Genomic DNA, 23,816 nt, shown 5'->3' on the forward strand with positions numbered 1-23,816 from the left:
TGGTGCCCGCAAGGCGGCAAAAGGTTGCAATCTAGGCGCGCGCCGCAGCCCATGCTGGCGGCCTGGGCAAGGCGCGCAACAACGAGTGCGGCCTTTTGCCGCCTTGCCCGAAGGGTTGCCCCGCAAAGGCGGCATCTGCGGCGTTGCCCATCCTCGCCGCACATCAGTGCGGCTTGCGGTGGGCGCCTTGCACCTGCCGCCTTTGCGGGGCAACGGGCACCACGAAAAGACTTTGGACAGGCTCATGCCAACTCCTCGCAGGCGGTCACCACCTCGCGGGTGGCGCTGATTTTTTGCATGTTTTTGGCCTCTAGCGCGCATGCAGCAAGCACTTTGCGCTCCATATTTTGTAGCATTTGCGCCAAGCCTTGGGGCGTGAGGTCGCGCTGCTGCACCAGCCAGCCGCCGCCCGCCTGAACGAGGAACTGCGCGTTGGTGGTCTGGTGGTCATCGACTGCGGAGGGGAAGGGCACGAAGATGGCCGCAGCACCCACGGCTGCGATCTCGGTCACCGTGCTCGCGCCCGCGCGGCAGACGATGACATCGGCTTGAGCGAACGCCGTGGCCGTGTCGTCGATGAAGGGGGTGCATTCAGCATCGACGCCCGCCGCTGCGTAGTTGGCGCGGAGTTGGTCGATCTGCGTGGTGCCGCTTTGGTGAATCACGGTGGGGCGCTGGTCGGCAGGCATCAACGCGATGGCCTGCGGCACGATCTCGTTGAGCGCACGCGCGCCCAGGCTGCCGCCCACGACCAGCAGGCGCAAAGGCCCGGTGCGGCCCGCGAAGCGCTCTGCCGGTCCGGGCTGCTGGGTAAACGTGCGGCGCAAGGGGTTGCCCACCCACTGGCCCTTCTTGAGCACGTGGGGGAAGGCCGTGAACACCCGGTCGGCCACGACCGCCAGCACCTTGTTCGCCATGCCCGCCACCGAGTTCTGCTCGTGCAGCACCAGCGGCTTGCCCGCCAGCACGGCCATCATCCCGCCCGGAAAGCTGATGTAGCCGCCCAGGCCCACCACCACGTCGGGCTGGACGCGGCGCACCACGGCGAGGGCCTGCCAGAACGCGCGCAGCAGGCGCAGCGGCAGCAGCGCGAGCGTGGCCAGGCCCTTGCCGCGCACGCCGCCGAAGTCGATGGTCTCCAGCTGCAAGCCGTGCGCGGGCACGATGCGCGATTCCATGCTGCCCGGCGCGCCCAGCCAATGCACGCGCCAGCCGCGCGCGCGCAGTTCCTCGGCCACGGCCAGGCCGGGGAAGATGTGACCGCCGGTGCCGCCCGCCATGATGAGCGCGGTTTTCTGCGTCATACGCGGCCGCCCCTCATCAGCAACTTGTTCTCATAGTCCACCCGCAGTACGACCGCCAGCGCCACGAGGTTCAGCAGGATCGCCGACCCGCCAAAGCTCATCAGCGGCAGCGTCAGCCCCTTGGTCGGCAGTGCGCCCAGGTTCACGCCCATGTTGATGAACGCCTGAAAGCCGATCCAGATCGCCACGCCCTGCGCCACCAGCCCCGAGAACACGCGGTCCAGCGCGATGGCCTGGCGGCCTATGTGCATGATGCGGCGCGTCATCCACAAGAACAGCACGATGAGCGTGACCACGCCCACCAGGCCGAACTCCTCGCCGATGACGGCGAGCAGGAAGTCGGTGTGCGCCTCGGGCAGCCAGTGCAGCTTTTCCACGCTGCCGCCCAGGCCCACGCCGAAGATCTCGCCGCGCCCGATGGCGATCAGCGAGTGCGAGAGCTGGTAGCCCTTGCCCAGGGCGTGCTCCTCGCTGAACGGGTCGAGGTAGGCGAACACGCGCTCGCGCCGCCAGGGCGAGCTGGCGATCATGATGCCGAAGGCCGACACCAGCACGCCCGCGATCAGGAAGAACATGCGGGCGTTCACGCCGCCCAGGAACAAAATGCCCATGGCGATCACGGCCACGACCATGAAGGCGCCCATGTCGGGCTCGGCCAGCAGCAGCACGCCCACGATGGCGACTGCCGCGCCCATGGGCAGCACGGCGCGAAAGAACCGCTCCTTCACGTCCATCTTGCGCACCATGTAGTCGGCCGCGTAGATGAGCACGGCGAACTTGGCGACCTCGGACGGCTGAAAGCCCACCGGCCCGATCGACAGCCAGCGCCGCGCGCCGTTGACCACCTTGCCCACGCCCGGAATCAGCACCGCCACCAGCAGCAGCAGCGCCGCCACGAACAGCCAGGGCGCCACGCGCTCCCAGACCTTCATGGGCACCTGGAAGGCCAACAGCGCCGCCACGAAGCCCACCACCAGGTACATCACGTGGCGCATGAGGAAGTGGGTGGATGCGTAGTTGGCAAAGCGCGGGTTGTCCGGCATGGCGATGGACGCGGAATACACCATCACCAGCCCCCAGGCGAGCAGCGCCACCACCACCCACAACAGGGCCTGGTCAAAGCCGAGCACGCTGGCGGGCGTGGCGGTGGCGCGGGGCCGGTACTCGGTGCCGCCCACGCGCACGGGCAACACGTCGGCAGCCTTGCCCGGCAGGCCGCCGAACCAGCCGGTGATGCGTTGCAGGGTGGCGTTCATGCGCTGGCGCCCCCCATCGCATCGTCGGCCAAGTTGCGCACGGCCTCGCAGAAGACCTGCGCGCGGTGCTCGTAGCCGGTGAACATGTCGAAGCTGGCGCACGCGGGCGACAGCAGCACGGCGTCGCCCGCGTGGGCGCGCTGCGTGGCGAGCTGCACGGCCTGGGGCAGCGTTTCCGCGTCGATCAGCGGCACGCCGCTGTCCTGCAGCGCGGCGCGGATCTGCGGCGCGTCGCGCCCAATGAGCACCACGGCGCGCGCATGGCGCGACACGGGCGCGGCCAGCGGTGCAAAGTCCTGCCCCTTGCCGTCGCCGCCCAGGATGACGACGACGCGGCGCTCGGCACCCAGGCCGGTCAGCGCGGCCACCGTGGCGCCCACGTTCGTGCCCTTGCTGTCGTCGAAGTATTCGACGCCGTTGACGATGGCGATGGGCTCCACGCGGTGCGGCTCGCCCCGGTATTCGCGCAGGCCGTAGAGCAGCGGCGCCAGCGTACACCCCGCCGCCGAGGCCAGCGCCAGCGCGGCGAGCGCGTTCACGGCGTTGTGGCGGCCCCGGATGCGCAGGGCGTCCGCGGGCATCAGGCGCTGGATGTGCAGGTCTTCCTGCGCGGCGTTGCGGGCGCGCTTGAGCGTCTCGTCGGCGTCCATGGCGCGCACCAGCCAGGGCATGCCGCTCACGACCTCGATGCCGAAGTCGCCCGGGCGCTGGGGCATGTCGCTGCCGAAGGTGATGTGGTCGCGCTGCTGGGGCTTTTGCAGCTTGACCTTGACGGGCGGGGGCAGCATCTGCATCACCGTGGCGTCGTCGCGGTTCAGTACCATCAGGCCCTTGTCGCCAAAGATGCGCGCCTTGGCCGCCGCGTAGGCCGCCATGTCGCCATGCCAGTCCAGATGGTCCTGCGTGAGGTTGAGCACGACCGCCGCCGTGGGCTCGAAGCCTTCCACGCCGTCGAGCTGGAAGCTCGACAGCTCCAGCACCCAGGCGTCGGGCAGCGTGCCTGCGTCCAGGTGCGCGGCCAGCGTGTCGAGCAGCGTGGGGCCGATGTTGCCCGCCACGGCCACGCTGCGGCCCGAGCGCTCCACCAGTTGGCCGGTGAGCGAGGTGACCGTGGTCTTGCCGTTGGTGCCCGTGATGGCGAGCACGGCGGGCGCGTAGCCGTGCGACGCGCGCAGCGCCGACAGGGCCATGGAATACAAGCCTAATTCGCCTCCAGCGCCTATCCCACAAGCACGAGCAGCTCCCAAAACAGGAGCAACCGTTGCCGGGCTGAGGCCGGGGGAGCAATAGATGGCGTCCTGCCCCTCGGCCAGCGCGGCGTTGAACGCGCCGGGTACGAAGCGCACCTGCGGCAACTCGCGCCGCAGCGCGGCCAGTTGCGGCGGCGCTTCGCGCGTGTCGGCCACCGTCACCTGCGCGCCGCAGCGCGCGCACCAGCGCGCCATGGCAAGGCCCGATGCGCCCAGGCCCAGCACCAGGACGCTGCGGCCCTGCAGCAGCGCAGCCAGCGACTCGGCGGGCGTACATTGCGACTCCACCACTTCGGCCACCTCGGGCGCGGCTTCTTCCTGCACTGGCGCAGCCTCGCTCTCCGGCGCAGCCACGTCGGCAAAGATCTGCGCGACGAAATCCGCCGCCGCCTGGGCGGCGTTCAGCGCGGGGGTGGGGGGTTGCTGCTCTTCGGTGCTCATCGCAGTTTCAGCGTGGAAAGGCCGATCAGGCACAGCAGCATGGTGATGATCCAGAAGCGCACGACGACCTGCGTTTCCTTCCATCCGCTCTTTTCAAAATGGTGGTGCAGCGGCGCCATCTTGAGCAGCCGCCGCCCTTCGCCGTAGCGGCGCCTGGTGTACTTGAACCAGGTGACCTGCAGCATCACCGACAGCGCCTCGACGACGAAGATGCCGCCCATGATGGCGAGCACGATCTCCTGCCGCACGATGACGGCGATGGTGCCCAAGGCTCCGCCCAGCGCGAGCGCGCCCACGTCGCCCATGAAGACCTGGGCAGGGTGCGCGTTGAACCACAAAAAGGCCAGCCCCGCGCCCGCCATGGCCGCGCAGAAGATCAGCAACTCGCCCGAACCCGGGATGTGCGGGAAGAACAGGTACTTGGAATAGACGGAGCTGCCCGTGACGTAGGCGAACACGCCCAGGGCCGAGCCGACCATCACCACGGGCATGATCGCCAGCCCGTCCAGCCCGTCCGTCAGGTTCACCGCGTTGCTGGAGCCGACGATGACGAGGTAGGTCAGGATGACGAAGCCCAGCACGCCCAGCGGGTAGCTCACTTCCTTGAAGAACGGCAGTTGCAGCCCGGCCTTGGGCGGCAAATCGAGCGCGAAGCCCGACTGCACCCAACCCACGAACAGCTCCCACACCCGGGCGTTGGAGCTTTCCGAAATGCTGAACACCAGGTACAGCGCGGCCAGCAGGCCGATGACCGACTGCCAGAAATACTTTTCGCGCGAGCGCATGCCCTCGGGGTCCTTGCGCACCACCTTGCGCCAGTCGTCCACCCAGCCGATGGCGCCGAAGCCCAGCGTGACGGCGAGCACGATCCACACGAAACGGTTGGACAGGTCGAACCACAGCAGCGTGGAGAGCGCGATGGACGCGAGGATGAGCACGCCGCCCATGGTGGGCGTACCGCTCTTGGACAGGTGCGTCTGCATGCCGTAGCCGCGGATCGGCTGGCCGATCTTGAGCGCGGTCAGCATGCGGATGACCTTGGGCCCCATGAACAGGCCGATGAGCAGCGCGGTCATCGCCGCCATCACCGCGCGGAAGGTGAGGTACTGGAACACGCGCAGGAAGCTGAACTCCGGCGACAGCCCCTGCAGCCACTGTGAAAGCATCAGGAGCATGCGGCCTCCCCTCCATCGGTTTCGATGGCCTGCACCACCTGTTCCATCTTCATGAATCGTGATCCCTTCACCAGCACGCTGCCCACGGCGGGCAGGGCTGCGCGCACCGCCGCGATGAGCGATGCCATGTCGTCGAAATGCCGTGCGCCCGCCACGTGGGCGCACAACGCGCCCAGGGCGAAGACCTGCTCGATGCCGCGCGCCTGCGCATGCGCGCCCGCCTCGGCGTGGAACTGCGGCCCCTGGTCGCCCACCTCGCCCATGTCGCCCAGCACCAGCAGGCGCGGGCCGGGCAGGTCGGCCAGCACGTCGATGGCAGCGCGCACCGAGTCGGGGTTGGCGTTGTAGGTGTCGTCCACCACGGTGATGCGGCCCACGCTGAAGGCGCGCGAGCGGCCCTTGACCGGGGTGAATGCGTCGAGCCCCCGCGCGATGGCGGCCAGCGGCGCGCCCGCCGCGAGCGCGCAGGCGGCTGCCGCCAGCGCGTTGGTCACGTTGTGGCGGCCCGCGATGTGCAGGCGGGTGGCGACCGCGCCCTGCGGCGTTGCCATCGCCACGGCCCATGCGCCCTGCTCCCATGCGGCCTGCGTACACGCCACGTCGCCGCCCTCGCCGAAGGTCAGCACGCGGCGGCCCTCTGCGAGCGACCGCCACAGGCCCGCGTAGGCGTCGCCCGCCGGGAACACGGCCACGCCGCCTGCGGGCAGGCTGGCGAAGACGGAGCCGTTCTCGCGCGCCACGGCTTCCACCGTGTGCATGAACTCCAGGTGCTCGCGCTGGGCGTTGTTCACCAGCGCCACCGTGGGCTGGGCCATCGCCGCCAACTGGGCGATTTCGCCGGGGTGGTTCATGCCCATTTCGATCACGGCGGCGGCGTGCGCGGCGGAGAGGCGCAGCAGCATCAGCGGCACGCCGATGTCGTTGTTGAAATTGCCCTGCGTGGCAAAGGCCGCATCGCCCTGCCAGGCGCGCAGGATGGACGCGATCATCTGCGTCACCGTGGTCTTGCCGTTGCTGCCGGTCACGCCGATCAGCGGCAGACGGAACTGCGCGCGCCAGCCAGCGGCCAGCGCGCCCAGGGCTGCCAGTGTGTCGGGTACTTCGATGCCGGGCAGGCCCGCCGCTTGCAGCCCGCCGTGGGCCAGGGCAGCGACCGCACCGGCGGCGCGCGCATCGGCCAGGAAGGCGTTGGCGTCGAAGCGCTCGCCCTTGAGCGCCACGAACAGGTCGCCCGCCTGCAGCGTGCGCGTGTCGGTGTGGACGCGGCCCAGCGCCACCGTCCCGTCGCCCACCAGCCGCGCTGCGGGAATGCGCGCCTGCACCAGCGCATGCGCCTGCGCCAAGGTCAGCGCGCGGCGCGCCAGCGCGGCGCGGGCGTGGGCCATGTCGCTGAACGGCAGGCGCTGGCCTGCGGCCTCCTGGTAGTCCTCATGGCCCTTGCCCGCGATGAGCACCACGTCGCGCGCACCGGCCTCGGCCAGCGCCAGGGCAATGGCGGCGGCGCGGTCGGGCTCGGCGCGCACGTGGGTGGCCGCGATGGTGCCTTGCAGGACCTGGTGCACGATGGCGACGGGGTCTTCATGGCGCGGGTTGTCGCTGGTGACGATCACCTGGTCGGCCCGGTGCTGCGCCACCGCGCCCATGAGCGGGCGCTTGCCCGCGTCGCGCGCCCCCCCGCAGCCAAACACGCACCACAGCCTGCCGCCGCGCTGCTGGGCCACGGGGCGCAGGGCCTGCAATGCCTTGTCCAGCGCGTCGGGCGTGTGGGCGTAGTCCACGGCCACCAGGGGCTGGCCTGGGTTGGCGATCTGCTCCATGCGGCCCGGCACGGGCGAGAGCTGGGCGCAGGCGTACAGCGCGTGCTCCAGCGGGATGCCCAGGGCGCGCAGCGCGGCCAGCACGCCCAGCAGGTTGGACACGTTGTAGTGCCCGACCACGTTGGTCTGCAGCACGTACCTGTGGGCGCCCTCGGCCACGGTGAAGACGAGGCCGCTGTCGCCCATGGCGATGTCGCGCGCGGCCAGCCGCGCCGGGCCGGTGATGGAGACGCTCCACACGTCCAGCCCGCGCCCTTCCAGTGCGGCGTGCAGCTCTGCGCCGCGCGGGTCGTCGGTGTTGACCACGGCGGCCTGCAGGCCGGGCCAGTCGAACAGCATGCTCTTGGCCTGCCAGTAGGCGGCCATGCCGGGGTGGTAGTCCAGGTGGTCCTGCGTGAAGTTGGTGAACAGCGCCACGCGGATGCGCGAGCCCGCCAGCCGGTGCTCTGCCAGGCCGATGGACGACGCCTCGATGGCGCAGGCCGTGCGGCCCGCGTCGGCGAACTGGCGAAAGCCCCGCTGCAGCCGCACGGGGTCGGGCGTGGTCATGCCGGTACTGACGAGCGCGGGCGGAACACCCATGCCCAAAGTGCCCACCAGCGCGCATCCAGATTGCGCATGCAGCTCAGTTTTTGATAGCAAATTGAGCGCCTCGGCCAACCACCAGCTCGTGCTGGTCTTGCCGTTGGTGCCGGTGACGGCCAGCACGTCCAGGCTCTGCGTGGGGTGGCCGAACCACTCGGCGGCAATGGGGCCGGTGGCGGCTTTCAGTCCATGCAGTGCAGCGACCGGCAAGCCTTGCGGCAGCGCGAAGGCATCCAGCCCTTCGTTCTCCACCAGGCAGGCCGCAGCGCCGCGCGCAATGGCGTCGCCGACGTGGGCGCGGCCATCGGTGGCGGCGCCGGGCCAGGCAATGAAGCCGTCGCCCGGGCGGACCTGGCGGCTGTCGGTCTGCAAGTCGCCCGTGACCCGCTCGCGCAGCCAGGCCACGGCGTCGCGCACGGTGTGCAGCAGGGGGATCGTCGTCACAGCGATTCCTCCACCGTGTCGGCCACGATCTGCGGCTTGACGGCCATGTCGGGCTGCACGCCCATCATGCGCAGCGTTTGCTGCACGACCTCGCTGAACACCGGCGCGGCCACGGCGCCGCCGTAGAACACGCCGTTGCTGGGCTCGTCGATCATCACGGCGACGATGATGCGCGGCTTGTCGATGGGGGCCATGCCGGTGAACCACGCACGGTACTTGCCCGAGGCGTAGCTCTTGCCCACCTGCTTGCGCGCCGTGCCGGACTTGCCGCCCACCGAATAGCCCAGCGTCTGCGCCTTCTGGCCCGTGCCCCCGGGGCCCGCGGCCATTTGCAGCATCTTGCGCACCTGGTCGGCCGTGCGCTCGGAGAACACGGGCACGCCGACCGCCGCCTCGTGCGTCTTGAGCAGCGTGGCGGGGATGACGCGGCCGCCGTTGGCGAACACGGTGTACGAGCGCGCCATCTGGAACAGGCTGGCCGACAGGCCGTAGCCGTAGGACATGGTGGCCTGCTCGACCGGTCGCCAGGTCTTGTAGGGACGCAGGCGCCCACTGATGGCCCCCGGAAAGCCCACCTGCGGCTTCTGGCCGAAGCCCGCCGCCGAGAACGTCTCCCACATCTCGCGCGCGGGCATCTGCATGGCGATCTTGGTGGTGCCCACGTTGCTGGACTTCTGGATCACGCCCTCCACCGTGAGCACGCCGTAGTTGTGCGTGTCGCTGATGGTGGAGCCGGTGATGGTGATGCGGCCTGGGTTGGTGTCCACGACGGTGTCGGGGCGCACACGCTTTGTCTCCAGCGCCAGGCCGATGGTGAAGGGCTTCATGGTCGAGCCGGGCTCGAACACGTCGGTGAGTGCGCGGTTGCGCAGCTGCTCGCCGGTGAGGTTCTGGCGCTTGTCGGGCACGTAGCTCGGGTAGTTGGCCAGCGCCAGCAGCTCGCCGGTGTGCGCGTCCAGCACCACCACGCTGCCGGCCTTGGCCTTGTGCGCCAGTACCTGGTCGCGCAGCTTCTGGTAGGCGAAGAACTGCACCTTGCTGTCGATGGACAGCTGCATGTCCTTGCCATCGACCGGCGGCACGGTCTCGCCCACGCCCTCGACCACGCGGCCCAGGCGGTCCTTGATGACGCGGCGCGAGCCGGGCTTGCCCGCCAGGTCCTTGTCGAAGGCCAGCTCCATGCCCTCTTGCCCGTGGTCTTCCACGTTGGTGAAGCCCACCACGTGCGCGGCGGACTCGCCCTCGGGGTACTGGCGCTTGTATTCCTTGCGCTGGTAGATGCCCTTGATGTCGAGCGCGGCGATCTGCTGGCCCACGTCCCAGTCGAGCTGGCGCTTGATCCAGACGAAGGTCTTGTCCTCGTCGGCCAGCTTCCTGTTCAGCTCGGCCAGCGGCATGTCGAGCAGCTTGGCGAGTTGCCGGAGCTTGGCGCGGACCTCGGGCCTGTCCTGCTCCACGTCCTCGGGAATGGCCCAGATGCTGGCGGCGGGCACGCTGGACGCGAGGATGAGACCGTTGCGGTCCAGGATCTTGCCGCGGTTGGCGGGCAGCTCCAGCGTGCGCGCGAAGCGCACCTCGCCCTGGCGCTGGAAGAAGGCGTTGCCGAACACCTGCACGTAGGCCGCGCGCCCCGCCAGACCGACGAAGCCCAGCGCGATCATCGCCACGATGAACTTGCTGCGCCAGACGGGCGTCTTGCTCGCCAGCAGCGGGCTGGACGTGTAGAGCACGCTGCGGCTCATGGCTTGGCTCCCGCAAGCGGGTCGGCCACGTACTGCGTGATGGCGGGCGTGGCGGTGCGCATGTTCAGCTTGCCCTGCGCCAGCTTTTCCACACGCAGCGGCGTGGCCTGGGCGCGCTTTTCCACCTCCAGGCGCTGGTGCTCGGTCTCCAGGCGGCGGGCCTCGACGGTGGCGCGGTCGAGTTCGGTGAACAGGCGGCGCGACTCGTACTGCGTGTGTACCAGGTACAGGGCGCTCGCCAGCACGGCCACCAGCAGCATGATGTTGAGGCGGATCATGTTCTCAGGCCCCCGTGCGCTCGGCCACGCGCATGATCGCGCTGCGCGCGCGGGGGTTGGCCTCGACCTCGGCGGCGCCGGGCTTGGTGCGGTCCAGCGCGGCGAGCTTCATCGGCTGCGGCGCGGCAAACGGCGCGCGGCGGTCGAACACCTCCTTGGAGTGCCTGGCGATGAACTGCTTGACGATGCGGTCTTCGAGCGAATGGAAGCTGATGACCACCAGCCGCCCGCCAGGCGCCAGCACCGACAGGCTGGCCTCTAGCGCTTGCTGCAGTTCTTCAAGCTCGGCGTTGATGAAAATCCGAAGAGCCTGAAATGTGCGCGTTGCAGGGTTCTGGCCCGGCTCGCGGGTTTTGACCGCGCCAGCCACGAGGTCGGCCAGTTCGGCGGTGGTTGCAACAGCACCCCGTTCCTGCCGCCGAGCAACAATCGCCTTTGCAATGGGGCCAGCAAACCGTTCTTCACCGTAGTCACGTATCACCTCCGCAATCTGCTGAACATCGGCCTCGGCCAGCCACTCGGCCACGCTGATGCCGCGCGTGGGGTCCATGCGCATGTCCAGCGGGCCATCGAAACGGAAACTGAAGCCCCGCGCGGGGCTGTCGATCTGCGGCGAGCTGACGCCCAGGTCCATGAGCACGCCCGCGACACTGCCCGCAGGCAGGTCGGCGATGTGGCGGAAACCATCGTGCCGGATGGAAAAACGCGCATCGGTGATGCGCGTTGCTTCGGCGATGGCTTCGGGGTCCTTGTCGAAGGCCACCAGGCGCCCGTCGGGCCCCAGCCGCTCCAGGATGCGGCGCGAGTGCCCCCCGCGCCCGAAGGTGCCATCAACGAACACCCCCTGGGGCGGCGCGCCGCCGCCCAGAAGGGCATCGACCGCTTCGTCCAGCAGAACGGTGGTGTGTTGCAAGGGCTGGTTCACGCGCAGCCCCTTCAGAAAGAGAAGTCCTTGAAGACATCGGGCATCTCGGCCTGCATGGCCGCTGCCTCCTTGGCTTCGTACTGGGTCTTGTCCCACAGCTCGAAATGGCTGCCCATGCCCAGCAGGATCACGTCCTTGGTGATGCCCGCGAACTCGCGCAGCTCGGGCGAGACCAGCACGCGGCCCGTGGCGTCCATGTCCACGTCCATGGCGTTGCCCAGAAAGAAGCGCTTGATCCACTGCGCCGACATGGGCAGCTTGGCGATGCGCTCGCGGGCGATCTCCCATTCGGGCCGGGGGAAGACCATCAGGCAGCCGTCGCGGTTCTTGGTGATGGTCAGGCTGCCGTTCGCCTGCGCCAGCAGCGCGTCACGATGCCGGGTCGGCACGGACAGCCGACCCTTCGCATCGAGACTGAGCGACGAGGCACCTTGGAACACGGACAGCAGATTCCCAGTTCGGTTTTCGATCCTTCAGGCCCTGGAACAAGGGCTTGAGGGCACTTTTCACCACTTAATTGCACTTTTTTGCACTGTAGCAGGAAAAGTACACCGGACAAGGGCCGTCCAACAAATTTTTGCAATGAAATCAACGACTTAGGCGCGAATCCGCAGCCTCGGCGGAGGCAAAACTCGTTGAAAAATAAGCACTTACGCAAACCTGTGAAAGTGACCTCTCAAGGCTTGGCTGCTTCGTCACAGGATGTAGCGCGACAGGTCTTCGTCCTGGCTCAGGGTCTGCAGGCGACCGTCCACGTAGGCGGCGTCGATGGTGACGGTCTGGCCCGCCATGCGCGTGGCCTCGAAGCTCACCTCGTCCAGCAGCCGCTCCATGACGGTGGACAGGCGGCGCGCGCCGATGTTCTCGGTGCGCTCGTTCACGTCGAAGGCGATGTGCGCCAGGCGCGTGATGCCCTCGGGCGCGAACTCCAGCGTGACGCCCTCGGTGGCGAGCAGCGCCTGGTACTGCTTGACCAGCGAGGCGTGCGTCTGCGTGAGGATGGCCTCGAAGTCAGCGACCGACAGCGACTCCAGCTCCACGCGGATCGGAAAGCGCCCCTGCAGCTCGGGGATCAGGTCGCTGGGCTTGGCCAGGTGGAAGGCGCCGGACGCGATGAACAGGATGTGGTCGGTCTTGATCATGCCGTACTTGGTGGACACGGTGGTGCCCTCCACCAGCGGCAGCAGGTCGCGCTGCACGCCCTGGCGCGACACGTCGGCGCCGCTGGCCTCCTGGCGCGCGGCGACCTTGTCGATCTCGTCGATGAAGACGATGCCGTTCTGCTCGGCGTTCGCCACGGCGCGGGTCTTGATCTCCTCCTCGTTGACGAGCTTGCCCGCCTCCTCGTCGGTGATGAGCTTCAGGGCCTCGGCGATCTTGAGCTTGCGCGTCTTGCGCTTGCCCTGCCCGAGCTGGCTGAACATGCCGCGCAGCTGCTCGGTCATCTCCTCCATGCCCTGCGGGCCCATGATTTCGAGCTGCGGGCGGGCGTCGGCCACGTCGATCTCGATCTCCTTGTCGTCGAGCTGGCCCTCGCGCAGCTTCTTGCGGAAGGCCTGGCGCGTGGAGCTGTCGGGCGCGGCCTCGCCCACCAGCACGTCGAGGATGCGGTCCTCGGCGGCGTCCTCGGCGCGGGTGCGCACCTTCTTCATCTCGGACTCGCGCGTCTGCTTGACGGCCATCTCGACCAGGTCGCGGATGATGGAATCGACATCCTTGCCCACGTAGCCCACCTCGGTGAACTTGGTGGCCTCGACCTTGATGAAGGGCGCGTCGGCCAGCCTTGCAAGGCGACGCGCGATCTCGGTCTTGCCCACGCCCGTGGGGCCGATCATGAGGATGTTCTTGGGCGTGATCTCCTGGCGCAGGCCGCCTTCGACCTGCTGGCGGCGCCAGCGGTTGCGCAGCGCGATGGCGACGGCGCGCTTGGCGCTGCCCTGGCCCACGATGTGGTTGTCAAGCTCGGAGACGATCTCCTGGGGGGTCATGGAGGACATGCTGTGAATATGGGTCAAATTGGCCTCTAGCGCTTATGCAGCAAGCGCCAGCAGCTATGAATTTCAGAGTACTTCGATGGTGTGGTGCATGTTGGTGTAGATGCACAGCTCACCGGCGATTTCGAGGGATTTCTTGACGATCTCCTGGGCCGGGAGATCGGTGTTGGTCAGCAGCGCCTTGGCGGCGGAATGCGCGTACGCGCCGCCCGAGCCGATGGCGACGATGCCCTGCTCGGGCTCCAGCACGTCGCCGTTGCCGGTGATGATGAGCGAGGCGCTGTGGTCGGCCACGGCCAGCATGGCCTCCAGGCGGCGCAGCACGCGGTCGGTGCGCCAGTCCTTGGTGAGTTCGATGGCGGCGCGCGTCAGGTGGCCCTGGTGCTTTTCGAGCTTGGCCTCGAAGCGCTCGAACAGCGTGAAGGCGTCGGCGGTAGCGCCCGCAAAGCCCGCCAGCACCTTGCCGTGGTAGAGCTTGCGCACCTTGCGCGCCGAGCCCTTGACCACGATGTTGCCCAGGGTGACCTGGCCGTCGCCGCCGATGGCGACCTGCACGCCCGCAGGGGTGTCGCGGCGCACGCTGAGGATGGTGGTGCCGTGGAACACCGGGGATTCGCTGTGTTTTTCCATAGCTGCAGCATATGGGGCGCCGCAGCCGGTTTGCAAGCTAGTTCTTGCGCGGGACGACCCAGGCGTGTTCGTTGATGCCGATCACGTTGAAGAAGATCGCCACCAGGCGGTGCAGGTTCTGAAAGCGCACCTCGTAGCCCCGGCCCTGCTGCTCGGCAGCCCAGTTGAGCACCGCGCCCGCAGCGGCGAAGTCCACGCGGATGAGCCTGTCGCAGGCGATGGTGAGCGGCACGCCGGGCTTGCACAGCGCCTCGAAGGGCTGCAGCAGCGGCACGGCGTCGCCCTCGATGTGGCCGCTGAGCTGGGCGGCGGGTTCGGCGTCCGGCAGCCCCGGGGCGGACAGGTTGTCGCCCAGGTCCGTGGCCAGGAAATCGCTGTCCACCGTCAGCGGCGCGGCGCCCGAAACGACGCCCTCGTTGTCGGAATAGCCGCAGCGCGGCGACACCCACGAAGGCGGCGAGACCTCGTAGGTCACACAGTAGTCCAGCGCGACCAGTTCGAACTCGTCGGCCCTGCCCATGAGCCGCAACGCCGCCATGCGCAGGCGCCACCACTCGGTGCTGCTGCTGCGGTCGCCGGACTGCGTCTTGGACTCCAGCAGCGCGTTGAGCTTTTCCACGCCCGAGAAAACGATCTGGCCGTCCTTGTCCGCCCACCGCGTGAACTGGTCGGCCAGCAGCGGCACGGCGGCCTCGTCGATGGCGGTGATGCGCGACCACGACAGCGTCCAGGGCGCGGCGGCGCGCGCCAGCGAAGCCTGCAGCGCCGCGACGGACGACACCGCCAGGGTGCCCGGCGCGTTCCAGCTGAATTCGCGGCGCGCAGAGGCAGCCACCGTGGCGGCAGCGTCCCCGACCGGGGCATCCACCATGCCCAGCTGCTCGGGGATGGAGAACCACAGCGGCGCCGAGCGGCTGAACTGCGCCGCGAAGTCGATGGCCAGGGTGTCGAAGCGCTCGTGCTGGCCGGTGGCGCGGTACAGGTCGAACAGCGTCATCCAGATTTCGAGCTGCTGCTCGGGGTCGTCCTGCTGGTGCAGGGCCAGCACGTCCATCAGGCCGGCCTCGGCCCCGGCGTGGTCACCGTTGGCGAACCGGATGGCGGCTTCTTCTAGGTCGGGTTCGTGCACGAATTCCTCCGGTTCGGGTGCGGGTGCCGGATTGGCTGCGGTGCTCAAGGATGCCATGCCGCCAGGATTTGACGGCCCCGCGGCCAGTTGCGCGTCCACGCCGCCGAACCGGCCGATGGCCATGCTGTCGTCGGCGAACAGCGGCTGCACGGGCGGAGGGGGGGCGAAGGCGGGCGCCTGATGATTGCCGACCTTGCCGCCGCCGTCCATCGGCGCGGGCAGGCTGCCCGGCTCGGTCGGCGCATAGGCCCTGGAATGCTCGGTGTCGGACATTCCGTCGACCCCGGGCTCGGACAGCGCGCCGGGCCCGGTGGACTCTTCGGCGCCCTGCTTGCCCTTCCACCACTGCTGCGACATCTGCGCCTCGATCTCGTCGATCTTCTTGAGCGTGACGGCACGGTCGTCGGACGAGGCCATGCTGCTCTGGAAGAACGAGGGGCGGTTGGTGGGGTCCTCGGTGCGGTGGCCCTGCAGCACCTCGCGTCGGCGCAGCTTGCGCAACTGGTCGAACTCGCGGCGCCGCACGAAGTCGTTGCGGCGCTTGCGCTCGATCATCTCCTTGAGCATCTGCTTGCTGTACTGGCTCTCGCGGTCGTCCAGCGAGTCCAGCTCCTGCCAGCTCACGGTCGGATTCTTGACGAACCGAACCACCTTCGACAGCAGGCCGCCGGGGTTGGTTTCTTCCTTGGTCATGGCGTCAACAATCCATTCAGGCCGGTCGGTGCGCGGAGCAGGGTCAGTCCCCGAACATCTTCTGCTTGAGCTCGCGGCGCTGCTGCGCTTCGAGCGACAGCGTGGCGGTGGGCCGGGCGATGAGGCGGCCCACGCCGATGGGCTCGCCGGTCTCGTCGCAGTAGCCGTAGTCGCCCGCGTCGATGCGGGCGATGGACTGCTCGATCTTCTTGAGCAGCTTGCGCTCGCGGTCGCGGGTGCGCAGCTCCAGGGCGTGCTCTTCCTCGATGGTGGCGCGGTCGGCCGGGTCGGGCACGACCACGGTGTCCTCGCGCAGGTGCTCGGTGGTCTCGCCCGCGCTGTTGTGGATGTCCTGCTTGAGCTGCACGAGCTTGCGGCGAAAGAACGCCATCTGCTTGTCGTTCATGTACTCGCTGTCGGGCATGGCGATGACTTCGGCATCGGTCAGCTCGTCGGCGGACTTGGTCTTCCAGTTGTTCGCCAGCTTGGGGTCTTTCTTGGCCGCCGCAAAGGTGGGCGGCGCTTGCACGGTCGTGGGCATGGTGTGTTGGTAACTGGCTTTGGCGGCGGTCGAAGCCACTGCCTGTGCCATGGATGGTACGGTCAATTGCGCCAATCGGGAAGAAGGCCGGGCCGCGCGCGCGGGCACCTGCAAGGCAGGGGCTGGCGCAGGCGCCACGGCCTTGGGCGTTGCGGCGGCCTTGGGAGCCGCCGCCTTGGCGGGAGCGGCCTTTGCGGGGAGCTTGGCCGCAGCGGCCTGGGGGGCAGCGGCGCGCTTGGCGACCGCTGCGGAGGCGGCTGGCTTGGCAGCCCCCTTGGGTTTGCTGGTGTCGGCTTTCACGTCCTGGTCTCCTCGCTGTACGGGCGGGCCCTGGCGGCGGTCGCGGCCAAGGGCGGGTGGCAAGCCTTCCGGGTTTTACCGGGGCGCGATTGTATCGACCTGGGCCTGCCGCGCCGTTGCGGATATGACACGCTTAAACGAGGCTCTGCTCCAGCCCCTGCAGGAAGATGTCCCGGGGCAGGTCGATGCCGATGAAGACCATCTTGCTGACGCGGGCCTCGCCCTCGGCCCATTGCGGCCCCAGGTCGCTGCCCATGAGCTGGTGTACGCCCTGGAAGATCACCTTGCGGTCGGTGCCCTTCATATGAAGCACGCCCTTGTAGCGCAGCATGCGCGGTCCATAAATGTTGACAATCGCCCCGAGAAAGTCTTCGAGCCTGGCGGGGTCGAACGGGCGCTCGGAGCGGAAGACGAAGCTCTTCACGTCGTCGTCATGGTGATGGTGGTGCCCGTGGCCGTGCCCATGACCGTGCTGGTGCGAGGGGTGGTCGCAGTGCTCGCCGTGCGCGTGGTCATGGTCGTGGTGGTCATGGCCGTGCCCGTCTTCGTCCTTGAGGAAGTCCGGGTCGATGTCGAGCTTGGCGTTGAGGTTGAAGCCGCGCAGGTCCAGCACCTCCTTGAGCGGCACCTCGCCGAAATGCACGGCCCGGATGGGCGCGCGCGGGTTCATGTGCTTGAGGCGATGGATCAGCGCATCCGTCTCTTGCGGCGTCACCAGGTCGGTCTTGGACAGGAAGATCTGGTCGGCAAAGCCCACCTGGCGCCGCGCCTCCTGCCGGTCGTTGAGCTGCTGGGGCGCGTGCTTGGCGTCCACCAGGGTGATGATGGAGTCGATGAGGTAGGTCTCGGCGACCTCCTCGTCCATGAAGAAGGTCTGCGCCACGGGGCCGGGGTCGGCCACGCCGGTGGTCTCGATCACGATGCGGTCGAAGTCCAGCAGCTTCTTGCGGCGCTTGGCGGCCAGCAGCTGCAGCGTCTCGCGCAGGTCTTCGCGGATGGTGCAGCAGATGCAGCCGTTGCTCATCTGCACGATCTGCTCCTTGGATTCGGTGACCAGGATGTCGTTGTCGATGTTCTCCTCGCCGAACTCGTTCTCGATCACGGCGATCTTCTGGCCATGGGCCTCGGTGAGCAGGCGCTTGAGCAGGGTGGTCTTGCCCGAGCCCAGGAAGCCGGTGAGGATGGTGACGGGGATGAGGGACATGGCGGGGGACTCGCAGGTGACAGAGAGAGAGGGTCGCTGGAACACGGGGCGGATCAGTATAGTTATTCAGCGACTACGATGCGCCCCAACACCTTTGAATTGCCCCCATGGACTACCGCCCGACCGCCACGCTTCTCGATTCACTGGGCATCGGCATGTGCGTGTTCGACGCCGAGTTGCGCGCCGTGCTGTGGAACCAGCACTTCCTGCGCTTCTTTCCCGAGCATGAGGGGCACGTCCACGAAGGCGAGCTTTACGCCGACAACCTGCAGCGCTTCTACCGCACGCGGCTGCCCGCCGAGGAGCTGCCGCACATCGGCCGCTACATCAGCGACGGCGTGATGCGCCACCAGACCCAGTCGCGGACCTTCGTGTTCCAGCACCACGGGCGCTGGCTGCGCGCGGCGGTCGCGGCCATGGCCAACGGCGACCGCATCCGCCTGTGGACGGATCTCTCCGACGTGGGGCTCAAGCAGCCGATCGGGCCCGCCGCGCCCCGCCAGTTCGCCAACCTGCAGGCGCAGGACGCGCTGCACATGATCGAGCACTCGGGCGACGGCATCACCGTGCAGGACGCCGAGGGCAGCCTGGTGTTCGCCAACGACCGCTTCGCCACGCTGTACGGGCTGCCCACCCAGCTCTCGGCGCTCGGGCGGCGCTATGCCGACCTGGTCCACCAATGCTGGGACGGGGCCGAAGCCGCGGAACGCGCCGAGCGCGCCGAGGACGTTACCGCCGCGCTGCGCGACAGCCTGCAGTTCGCGGGCGTTCCGTTCGTGCTGCCGCTGCCCGGCCAGCGCTGGATGCGCGTGACCATGGGCCGCACCGTGGGCGGCCAGACCTACGCCGTCCACACCGACGTGAGCGCCGACAAGCGCGAGGAGAGCGCGCTGCGCGCCCTCACCGACCGCCTGCGGCAAGAGACCCACCGGGACGCCCTGACCGGCCTGGACAACCGCCGCGCGCTCGACGCCATGGTGCGCGAGCTGGCCGCGCAGCCCGGCCCGCACGCCGTGCTGTTCATCGACCTGGACGGCTTCAAGGCCGTCAACGACAGCGCGGGCCATGGCGCGGGCGACGCCGTGCTGCGCCAGGTGGCCGCGCTGCTGCGCGCGTCGGTGCGCGCGGGCGACGCGGTGGTGCGCTTTGGCGGCGACGAGTTCGTGGTGCTGCTGCGCGCCTGCGGCCTGCCCCAGGCGCGGGCCGTGGGCGCAAAAATCGTGCAGGCCATCTCCACGACCGGTTTCACCAACGAGGCGGGGAGCTTCCGCGTCGGCGCCTGCGCGGGCGTGCGCATCTTCAACGGCGGCGACACCGACAGCCCCGACGTGCTGCTGCACGACGCCGACGCGGCCTGCTACCAGGCCAAGCGCAACGGGCGCGGGCGGGTGGAAGTGTTCGGCGGCAGCGCCTGACCGCCGTTTCTTATTTGCGCATCACCGCCAGGCCCTTGAGGTATTCACCCTCGGGGAACTCCAGCGTCATCGGGTGGTCGGGCGCGCCGCCCAGGCGCTCCAGGATGTAGCCGTCCACACCCGCGTCGGCCCCGGCGGATGCGACGATCTTGTGGAACAGATCGGCGCTGATGCCGCCCGAGCACGAGAAGGTGAACAGCAGCCCGCCCGGCGCGAGCAGTTGCAGCGCCAGGCGGTTGATGTCCTTGTACGCCCGCGCCGCGCGCTCGGCGTGGGCGGCGGTGGGGGCGAACTTCGGGGGGTCGAGCACGATGGCGTCGAAGCGCCGCCCTTCCTGCACAAAGCGGCGCAGCGAGGCGTTCACGTCCGCATCCATAAAGTCCGCCCGCGCCGCATCAAAGCCGTTCAGCACCACGTGCGAGCGCGCCCGCTCCAAGGCCGGGCCGGACGAGTCGATGGACGTGACGTGCCCTGCCCCACCCGCCAGCGCCGCCACGGTGAAGCCGCCCGTGTAGCAATAGCAGTTGAGCACGCGCTGGAAGCCCAGGCGCTGCGTGTACTGCGCAAAGCGCTGGCGGCTGTCGCGCTGGTCGAGGTAGAAGCCGGTCTTGTGGCCTTCGGCAATGTCGAGCGTGAGACGCCAGGCGTGTTCGCGGATGGTCAGCTCCGTCGCGCCGCCGCCGCGCAGCCAGCCCGTGGCGGGCTCCAGCCCTTCCAGGGCGCGCACGCTGGCGTCGGAGCGCTCGTACAGGTTGGCCAGCCCCGTTGCGCGCAGCAGCGCGTCGGCAATCACGCCCTTCCAGCGCTCGGTGCCCGCGCTGGTGAACTGCGCCACCAGCGTGTCGCCGTAGCGATCGACGATCAGGCCCGGCAGCCCGTCGGACTCGCCATGCACCAGCCGAACGCCGTCGCTCTCTATGCCAAATCGGCCTCTAGCGCTTATGGATCGTGCGCAAGCAGCTATGAGAAACGCAGCATCAATGCGCTGCGCCTCGTCAAAGCTCCAGGCCCGCGCCCGGATGCGCGACTGCGGGCTGAACGCGGCCCAGGCCAGGAAGCGGCCCTCGTGCGACTCCACGCGCACCGTCTCGCCGCTGTCGCCGCCGCCCTTGGCGATGGCCGATTCAAAAATCCAGGGGTGGCGGCGCAGCAGGGAGCGTTCCTTGCCGGGTTTGAGGCGGATGGTTTTCATGGTGTTTTTGGCCTCCAGCGCTTGCTATACAAGCGCCAGCAGCTATTCTTTTGATAGTTTTGCACGCGGATGCGCCGCGTCGTACACCTTGGCCAAGTGCTGGAAGTCCAGCCGCGTATAGACCTGCGTGGTGGTGATGTTGGCGTGGCCCAGCAGCTCCTGCACGGCGCGCAGGTCGCCGCTCGATTGCAGCAAATGGCTGGCGAACGAGTGGCGCAGCATGTGCGGGTGCACGGGCGTGGTCAGCCCCGCGAGCTGGCTGCGCTGGCGCAGGCGCTGCCAGATGGCCTGCGGCGACAGGCGCGTGCCGCGCTGGCCCAGGAACAGCGCCACGTCCGGCTCGGCCCCGCCGAACGGCGTGGCGCGCAGGGCCAGCCAGGCTTGCAGCGCCTCGGTGGCGGCGCGGCCCACGGGCACGCTGCGGCGCTTGCTGCCCTTGCCGAAGACGTGGGCCTCGCCCCCGGCCAAGTCCACCCAGCCCCGGCCCAGGCGCTGCGTGTCGGCGTTGGGAATGGCGTCCAGCCCGGCCAGCTCGCCCACGCGCAGGCCGCAGCCGTACAGCAGCTCGACCATGGCGGCGTCGCGCGCTTCCAGCCAGGGGTCTGCGCCGCCGTTGTCGAACTCGGCCAGGCGCACGGCGTCGTCCACCGGCAGCGCCTTGGGCAAGGGCTTGGGCGCCTTGGGCGCGCGCACGTCCTGCACGGGGTTGTGCGGTATCAGGCCCTGCCGCCCCGCCCAGGTAAAGAAGCCGCGCCACCCCGAGAGGATGAGCGCAATGCCGCGCCCGCTGCGCCCCGCGCCGTGCATCTGCGCGACGAAGCGGCGGATGTGCGCGGTTTGCAGTTGCAGCAGCGGCACGTTGACGCCCACCGCCATCTGCGCGAGCTTTTCCAGGTCAAGGGTGTAGAGCGCCAGGGTGCGGTCGGCCAGGCGCTTTTCGACGCGCACGTGCTCCAGGTAGCGCAGCACGTGCGGGTCGGCGGGTGTCATTGCAGACGCAGCAGCGCGGCGCTGGCGATCTCCGCCATGCGCGCCAGGAAGTCCGTGCCCATGGTCGCGTCAAAGCGCAGCGGGTCGGGCGAGCCCAGCACCAGCAGCCCGAAGGCGGGCGTGGCGCTGTCGATGGCGCCTGCGCGCAGGGGCAGCAGTGCGAGGGATTGGGCAGGCTCGCCCGGCTCCTGCGCCAGCCAGCCCGCGGGCTCGAAGCCCAGGTTGGGGCCGCAGAAGGGCATGGTGAGCGACGAGGCAAACGCCCGCGCATCCTCGCTCGCGCCCTGCGTGAAGTCGGCCTCGACATAAGGGCCGGACACGTCCCACACGCGCACCGCCGCCTGCGGCACGTCGAACAGGGTGCGCACGCCATCCACCACGGCCTGGGGCAGGTCGAACGGGTCTTTGACCTGCAGCAGCGCGCCCGTCCACTGGTGGACTTTGTGGGCGATGGCTGCGTTCTCGGTGCTGTTGCGCACCATCTCCATGATGCGCTGCTCCAGGCCCTTGATCTTCTCGCGCAGCATCTCGGCCTGGCGCTCCTGCAGGCTCACGGCGCGCGCGCCGTGGGGGCTGGTGATCTGCACGCTGGCCAGCACCTCGGCGTGGCGCTCGAAGAAGCCGGGCGTGTTGGCCAGGAACTCGGCGATGTCGTCTTCGGTGATCGGCGGGATTTGGGGAGAGGTCATAGGAGGTCTTGCGGGATGTCGATCTGGCCCTCGAACACCGTGGTGGCGGGGCCGGTCATGAAAACGGAATCGGCGCTCTGGCCGCTCCACGCGATGGTGAGCTGGCCGCCGCGTGCGTCCAGCAGCACCTCGTTGTCGAGCAAGCCCAGGCGAATGCCGCAGGCCACCGCCGCGCAGGCGCCGGAGCCGCAGGCCAGCGTCTCGCCCACGCCGCGCTCGAACACGCGCAGGCGCACGTGGGCGCGGTTCACGATCTGCAGGAAGCCCGCGTTCACCCGCTCCGGAAAGCGCGGGTGGCTTTCGATCAGCGGGCCGGTCTGCAGCACGGGGGCGGTGTCCACGTCATCCACGATCTGCACCGCGTGCGGGTTGCCCATGGAGGCGATCGCTACCAAAACAGGAGCTGCCTGCGCTTGTCCAGCAAGCGCCAGAGGCCATTTTTGCCCTGAACCCTGCGGCACGGGCGCGAGGCCGCTGGCATCGAACGGCACCTCGGCGGGCTCGAACCGGGGGCGGCCCATGTCCACGGTCACGCGCCCATCGGGCGTGAGCCGGGGGGCGATGACGCCGCCGCGCGTCTGCACGCGGATGGTGTCCTTGTCCGTCAGCCCCTTGTCGCGCACGAAGCGGGCAAAGCAGCGCGCGCCGTTGCCGCACTGCTGCACCTCGCCGCCGTCGGCGTTGTGGATCACGTATTCAAAGTCGATGCCCTCTGCAGGCGAAGGGCGCACGGTAAGGATCTGGTCGGCCCCCACGCCGAAGTGGCGGTCGGCCAGAAAGCGGTACTGCGCGGGCGTGAGGCCCAGGCGGCCCTGGGTTTCGTCGAGCACCACGAAGTCGTTGCCCGCGCCTTGCATCTTGGTGAACCGGATGTGCATGGGGGCTGATTATCCATTGCGGGTTGGTTCGGAGCGCCAGAGGCCAGGGCAACACCTTAGGGAGCTTGAGCTTTGGAGGTGGTCACAGTTTGTGATCACCTCGGCCTTCCGGATAACAGAAAGCTGATGCAAGAAGCCGGACTGAGCAATGCAGCGGCATCCCCCGTCGCTGCAAGGGCACCTCTACGCCGGTAAGCTCGCTTTTCCCTCATCCACCCCGCCAAGGACTCCCATGGCCGACCTCAGCGCCTTCCCCATCACCCGCAAGTGGCCTGCCCGCCACCCGGACCGCATCCAGCTCTACTCCCTGCCCACGCCCAACGGCGCGAAGGTGTCCATCGCGCTCGAAGAACTGGGCCTGCCCTACGAGGCGCACCTGGTGCGCTTCGACACCAACGACCAGTTCTCGCCCGAGTTCCTCTCGCTCAACCCCAACAACAAGATCCCCGCCATCCTCGACCCGAATGGCCCCGATGGGAAACCGCTGGCGCTGTTCGAGTCCGGCGCCATCCTGGTCTATCTGGCGGGCAAGACCGGCCAACTGCTGCCGCAGGACACCGCCGGGCGCTACGAAACCCTGCAGTGGGTGATGTGGCAGATGGGCGGCCTGGGGCCGATGTTCGGCCAGCTCGGCTTCTTTCATAAATTCGCGGGCAAGGACTACGAGGACAAGCGCCCGCGCGACCGCTACGTGGCCGAGTCCAAGCGCCTGCTGGGCGTGCTGGACCAGCGCCTGGCGGGCCGCCGGTGGGTGATGGGCGACGCGTACACCATCGCCGACATCGCCATCCTGCCCTGGGTGCGCAACCTCGTGGGCTTCTATGGCGCGGGCGAGCTGGTGGAGTGGGGCCGGTTCCAGAACGTGCAGCGCGTGCTGGACGCCTTCGTCGCGCGGCCTGCCGTGGCGCGGGGGCTGGAGATTCCGGCGCGCGGCTGATAATGCC

The 23,816-nt window shown here is 68.8% G+C and carries 20 protein-coding genes; 2 read left to right on the plus strand and 18 right to left on the minus strand.

From position 1 onward, the window contains the following. Nucleotides 1-242 precede the first annotated feature (242 nt). The 14 genes from murG to QM569_RS15200 all read right to left on the minus strand — a co-directional run bounded on the left by murG (nucleotide 243) and on the right by QM569_RS15200 (nucleotide 17,708). Nucleotides 243-1,304, minus strand: coding sequence for an undecaprenyldiphospho-muramoylpentapeptide beta-N-acetylglucosaminyltransferase (gene murG, locus QM569_RS15135; RefSeq protein ID WP_414988068.1), 1,062 nt, complete (start codon nucleotides 1,302-1,304; stop codon nucleotides 243-245). Next, nucleotides 1,301-2,560, minus strand: coding sequence for a putative lipid II flippase FtsW (gene ftsW / locus QM569_RS15140; protein ID WP_414988069.1), 1,260 nt, complete (start codon nucleotides 2,558-2,560; stop codon nucleotides 1,301-1,303). Before ftsW ends, murG begins: the two co-directional genes overlap by 4 nt. Next, the gene (murD, locus tag QM569_RS15145; protein ID WP_414988070.1) at nucleotides 2,557-4,251 is read right to left on the minus strand and encodes a UDP-N-acetylmuramoyl-L-alanine--D-glutamate ligase; all 1,695 of its coding nucleotides are present in this window, start codon (nucleotides 4,249-4,251) and stop codon (nucleotides 2,557-2,559) included. Before murD ends, ftsW begins: the two co-directional genes overlap by 4 nt. Next, nucleotides 4,248-5,426: a phospho-N-acetylmuramoyl-pentapeptide-transferase gene (gene mraY / locus QM569_RS15150; RefSeq protein ID WP_414988071.1), complete on the minus strand. Its 1,179-nt coding sequence runs from the start codon at nucleotides 5,424-5,426 to the stop codon at nucleotides 4,248-4,250. Before mraY ends, murD begins: the two co-directional genes overlap by 4 nt. Continuing rightward, nucleotides 5,417-8,272 (minus strand): bifunctional UDP-N-acetylmuramoyl-L-alanyl-D-glutamate--2,6-diaminopimelate ligase MurE/UDP-N-acetylmuramoyl-tripeptide--D-alanyl-D-alanine ligase MurF, encoded by a 2,856-nt coding sequence (gene murF, locus QM569_RS15155; protein WP_414988072.1) that lies wholly within the window; start codon nucleotides 8,270-8,272, stop codon nucleotides 5,417-5,419. Before murF ends, mraY begins: the two co-directional genes overlap by 10 nt. Beyond that, the gene (locus QM569_RS15160) at nucleotides 8,269-10,014 is read right to left on the minus strand and encodes a peptidoglycan D,D-transpeptidase FtsI family protein (RefSeq protein WP_414988073.1); all 1,746 of its coding nucleotides are present in this window, start codon (nucleotides 10,012-10,014) and stop codon (nucleotides 8,269-8,271) included. Before QM569_RS15160 ends, murF begins: the two co-directional genes overlap by 4 nt. Next, a complete protein-coding gene (gene ftsL / locus QM569_RS15165) occupies nucleotides 10,011-10,292 on the minus strand; it encodes a cell division protein FtsL (protein WP_414988074.1) in 282 nt (93 codons plus the stop codon). The genes QM569_RS15160 and ftsL overlap by 4 nt, the downstream gene beginning before the upstream one ends. 4 nt (nucleotides 10,293-10,296) lie before the next feature. Next, a complete protein-coding gene (gene rsmH / locus QM569_RS15170; RefSeq protein WP_414988075.1) occupies nucleotides 10,297-11,217 on the minus strand; it encodes a 16S rRNA (cytosine(1402)-N(4))-methyltransferase RsmH in 921 nt (306 codons plus the stop codon). Between the two features lie 11 nt (nucleotides 11,218-11,228). After that, entirely contained in the window at nucleotides 11,229-11,657 is a 429-nt protein-coding gene (mraZ, locus tag QM569_RS15175) for a division/cell wall cluster transcriptional repressor MraZ (RefSeq protein ID WP_414988076.1), read from the minus strand. A gap of 255 nt (nucleotides 11,658-11,912) precedes the next feature. Continuing rightward, complete coding sequence (gene hslU / locus QM569_RS15180) at nucleotides 11,913-13,214, minus strand: ATP-dependent protease ATPase subunit HslU (protein WP_414988077.1); 1,302 nt, start codon at nucleotides 13,212-13,214, stop codon at nucleotides 11,913-11,915. A 63-nt stretch (nucleotides 13,215-13,277) separates the two neighbouring features. Then, nucleotides 13,278-13,841, minus strand: coding sequence for an ATP-dependent protease subunit HslV (gene hslV, locus QM569_RS15185; protein WP_414988078.1), 564 nt, complete (start codon nucleotides 13,839-13,841; stop codon nucleotides 13,278-13,280). Nucleotides 13,842-13,878: 37 nt separating this feature from the next. Further along, the gene (locus QM569_RS15190; RefSeq protein ID WP_414988079.1) at nucleotides 13,879-15,663 is read right to left on the minus strand and encodes an STAS domain-containing protein; all 1,785 of its coding nucleotides are present in this window, start codon (nucleotides 15,661-15,663) and stop codon (nucleotides 13,879-13,881) included. A gap of 43 nt (nucleotides 15,664-15,706) precedes the next feature. Beyond that, nucleotides 15,707-16,504 carry an RNA polymerase-binding protein DksA gene (gene dksA / locus QM569_RS15195; protein ID WP_414988080.1) on the minus strand — a complete coding sequence of 266 codons (798 nt, stop codon included), beginning with the start codon at nucleotides 16,502-16,504 and terminating at the stop codon, nucleotides 15,707-15,709. A gap of 133 nt (nucleotides 16,505-16,637) precedes the next feature. After that, nucleotides 16,638-17,708 (minus strand): CobW family GTP-binding protein, encoded by a 1,071-nt coding sequence (locus tag QM569_RS15200; protein WP_414988081.1) that lies wholly within the window; start codon nucleotides 17,706-17,708, stop codon nucleotides 16,638-16,640. A gap of 107 nt (nucleotides 17,709-17,815) precedes the next feature. On the opposite strand from QM569_RS15200, the gene QM569_RS15205 reads away from it, so the two are divergent. Then, nucleotides 17,816-19,123: a diguanylate cyclase gene (locus tag QM569_RS15205; protein WP_414988082.1), complete on the plus strand. Its 1,308-nt coding sequence runs from the start codon at nucleotides 17,816-17,818 to the stop codon at nucleotides 19,121-19,123. A gap of 10 nt (nucleotides 19,124-19,133) precedes the next feature. Here the strand turns inward: QM569_RS15205 and QM569_RS15210 are convergent, their stop codons facing one another. From QM569_RS15210 to dapF, 4 genes are read right to left on the minus strand one after another with little or no spacing between them, the layout of a single operon-like run. Then, nucleotides 19,134-20,315 (minus strand): class I SAM-dependent rRNA methyltransferase, encoded by a 1,182-nt coding sequence (locus QM569_RS15210; RefSeq protein WP_414988083.1) that lies wholly within the window; start codon nucleotides 20,313-20,315, stop codon nucleotides 19,134-19,136. 42 nt (nucleotides 20,316-20,357) lie between these two features. Continuing rightward, nucleotides 20,358-21,305: a tyrosine recombinase XerC gene (locus tag QM569_RS15215; protein WP_414988084.1), complete on the minus strand. Its 948-nt coding sequence runs from the start codon at nucleotides 21,303-21,305 to the stop codon at nucleotides 20,358-20,360. Continuing rightward, nucleotides 21,302-21,994: a DUF484 family protein gene (locus tag QM569_RS15220; RefSeq protein ID WP_414988085.1), complete on the minus strand. Its 693-nt coding sequence runs from the start codon at nucleotides 21,992-21,994 to the stop codon at nucleotides 21,302-21,304. Before QM569_RS15220 ends, QM569_RS15215 begins: the two co-directional genes overlap by 4 nt. Continuing rightward, nucleotides 21,991-22,872 carry a diaminopimelate epimerase gene (dapF, locus tag QM569_RS15225; protein ID WP_414988086.1) on the minus strand — a complete coding sequence of 294 codons (882 nt, stop codon included), beginning with the start codon at nucleotides 22,870-22,872 and terminating at the stop codon, nucleotides 21,991-21,993. Before dapF ends, QM569_RS15220 begins: the two co-directional genes overlap by 4 nt. A gap of 232 nt (nucleotides 22,873-23,104) precedes the next feature. Here dapF and QM569_RS15230 point away from each other — a divergent pair, with 232 nt between their 5' ends. After that, the gene (locus tag QM569_RS15230) at nucleotides 23,105-23,809 is read left to right on the plus strand and encodes a glutathione S-transferase N-terminal domain-containing protein (protein WP_414988087.1); all 705 of its coding nucleotides are present in this window, start codon (nucleotides 23,105-23,107) and stop codon (nucleotides 23,807-23,809) included. The last annotated feature ends 7 nt before the right edge of the window (nucleotides 23,810-23,816 follow it).

It is taken from the genome of Acidovorax sp., from assembly GCF_047607405.1.
GTDB lineage: Bacteria > Pseudomonadota > Gammaproteobacteria > Burkholderiales > Burkholderiaceae_C > Acidovorax.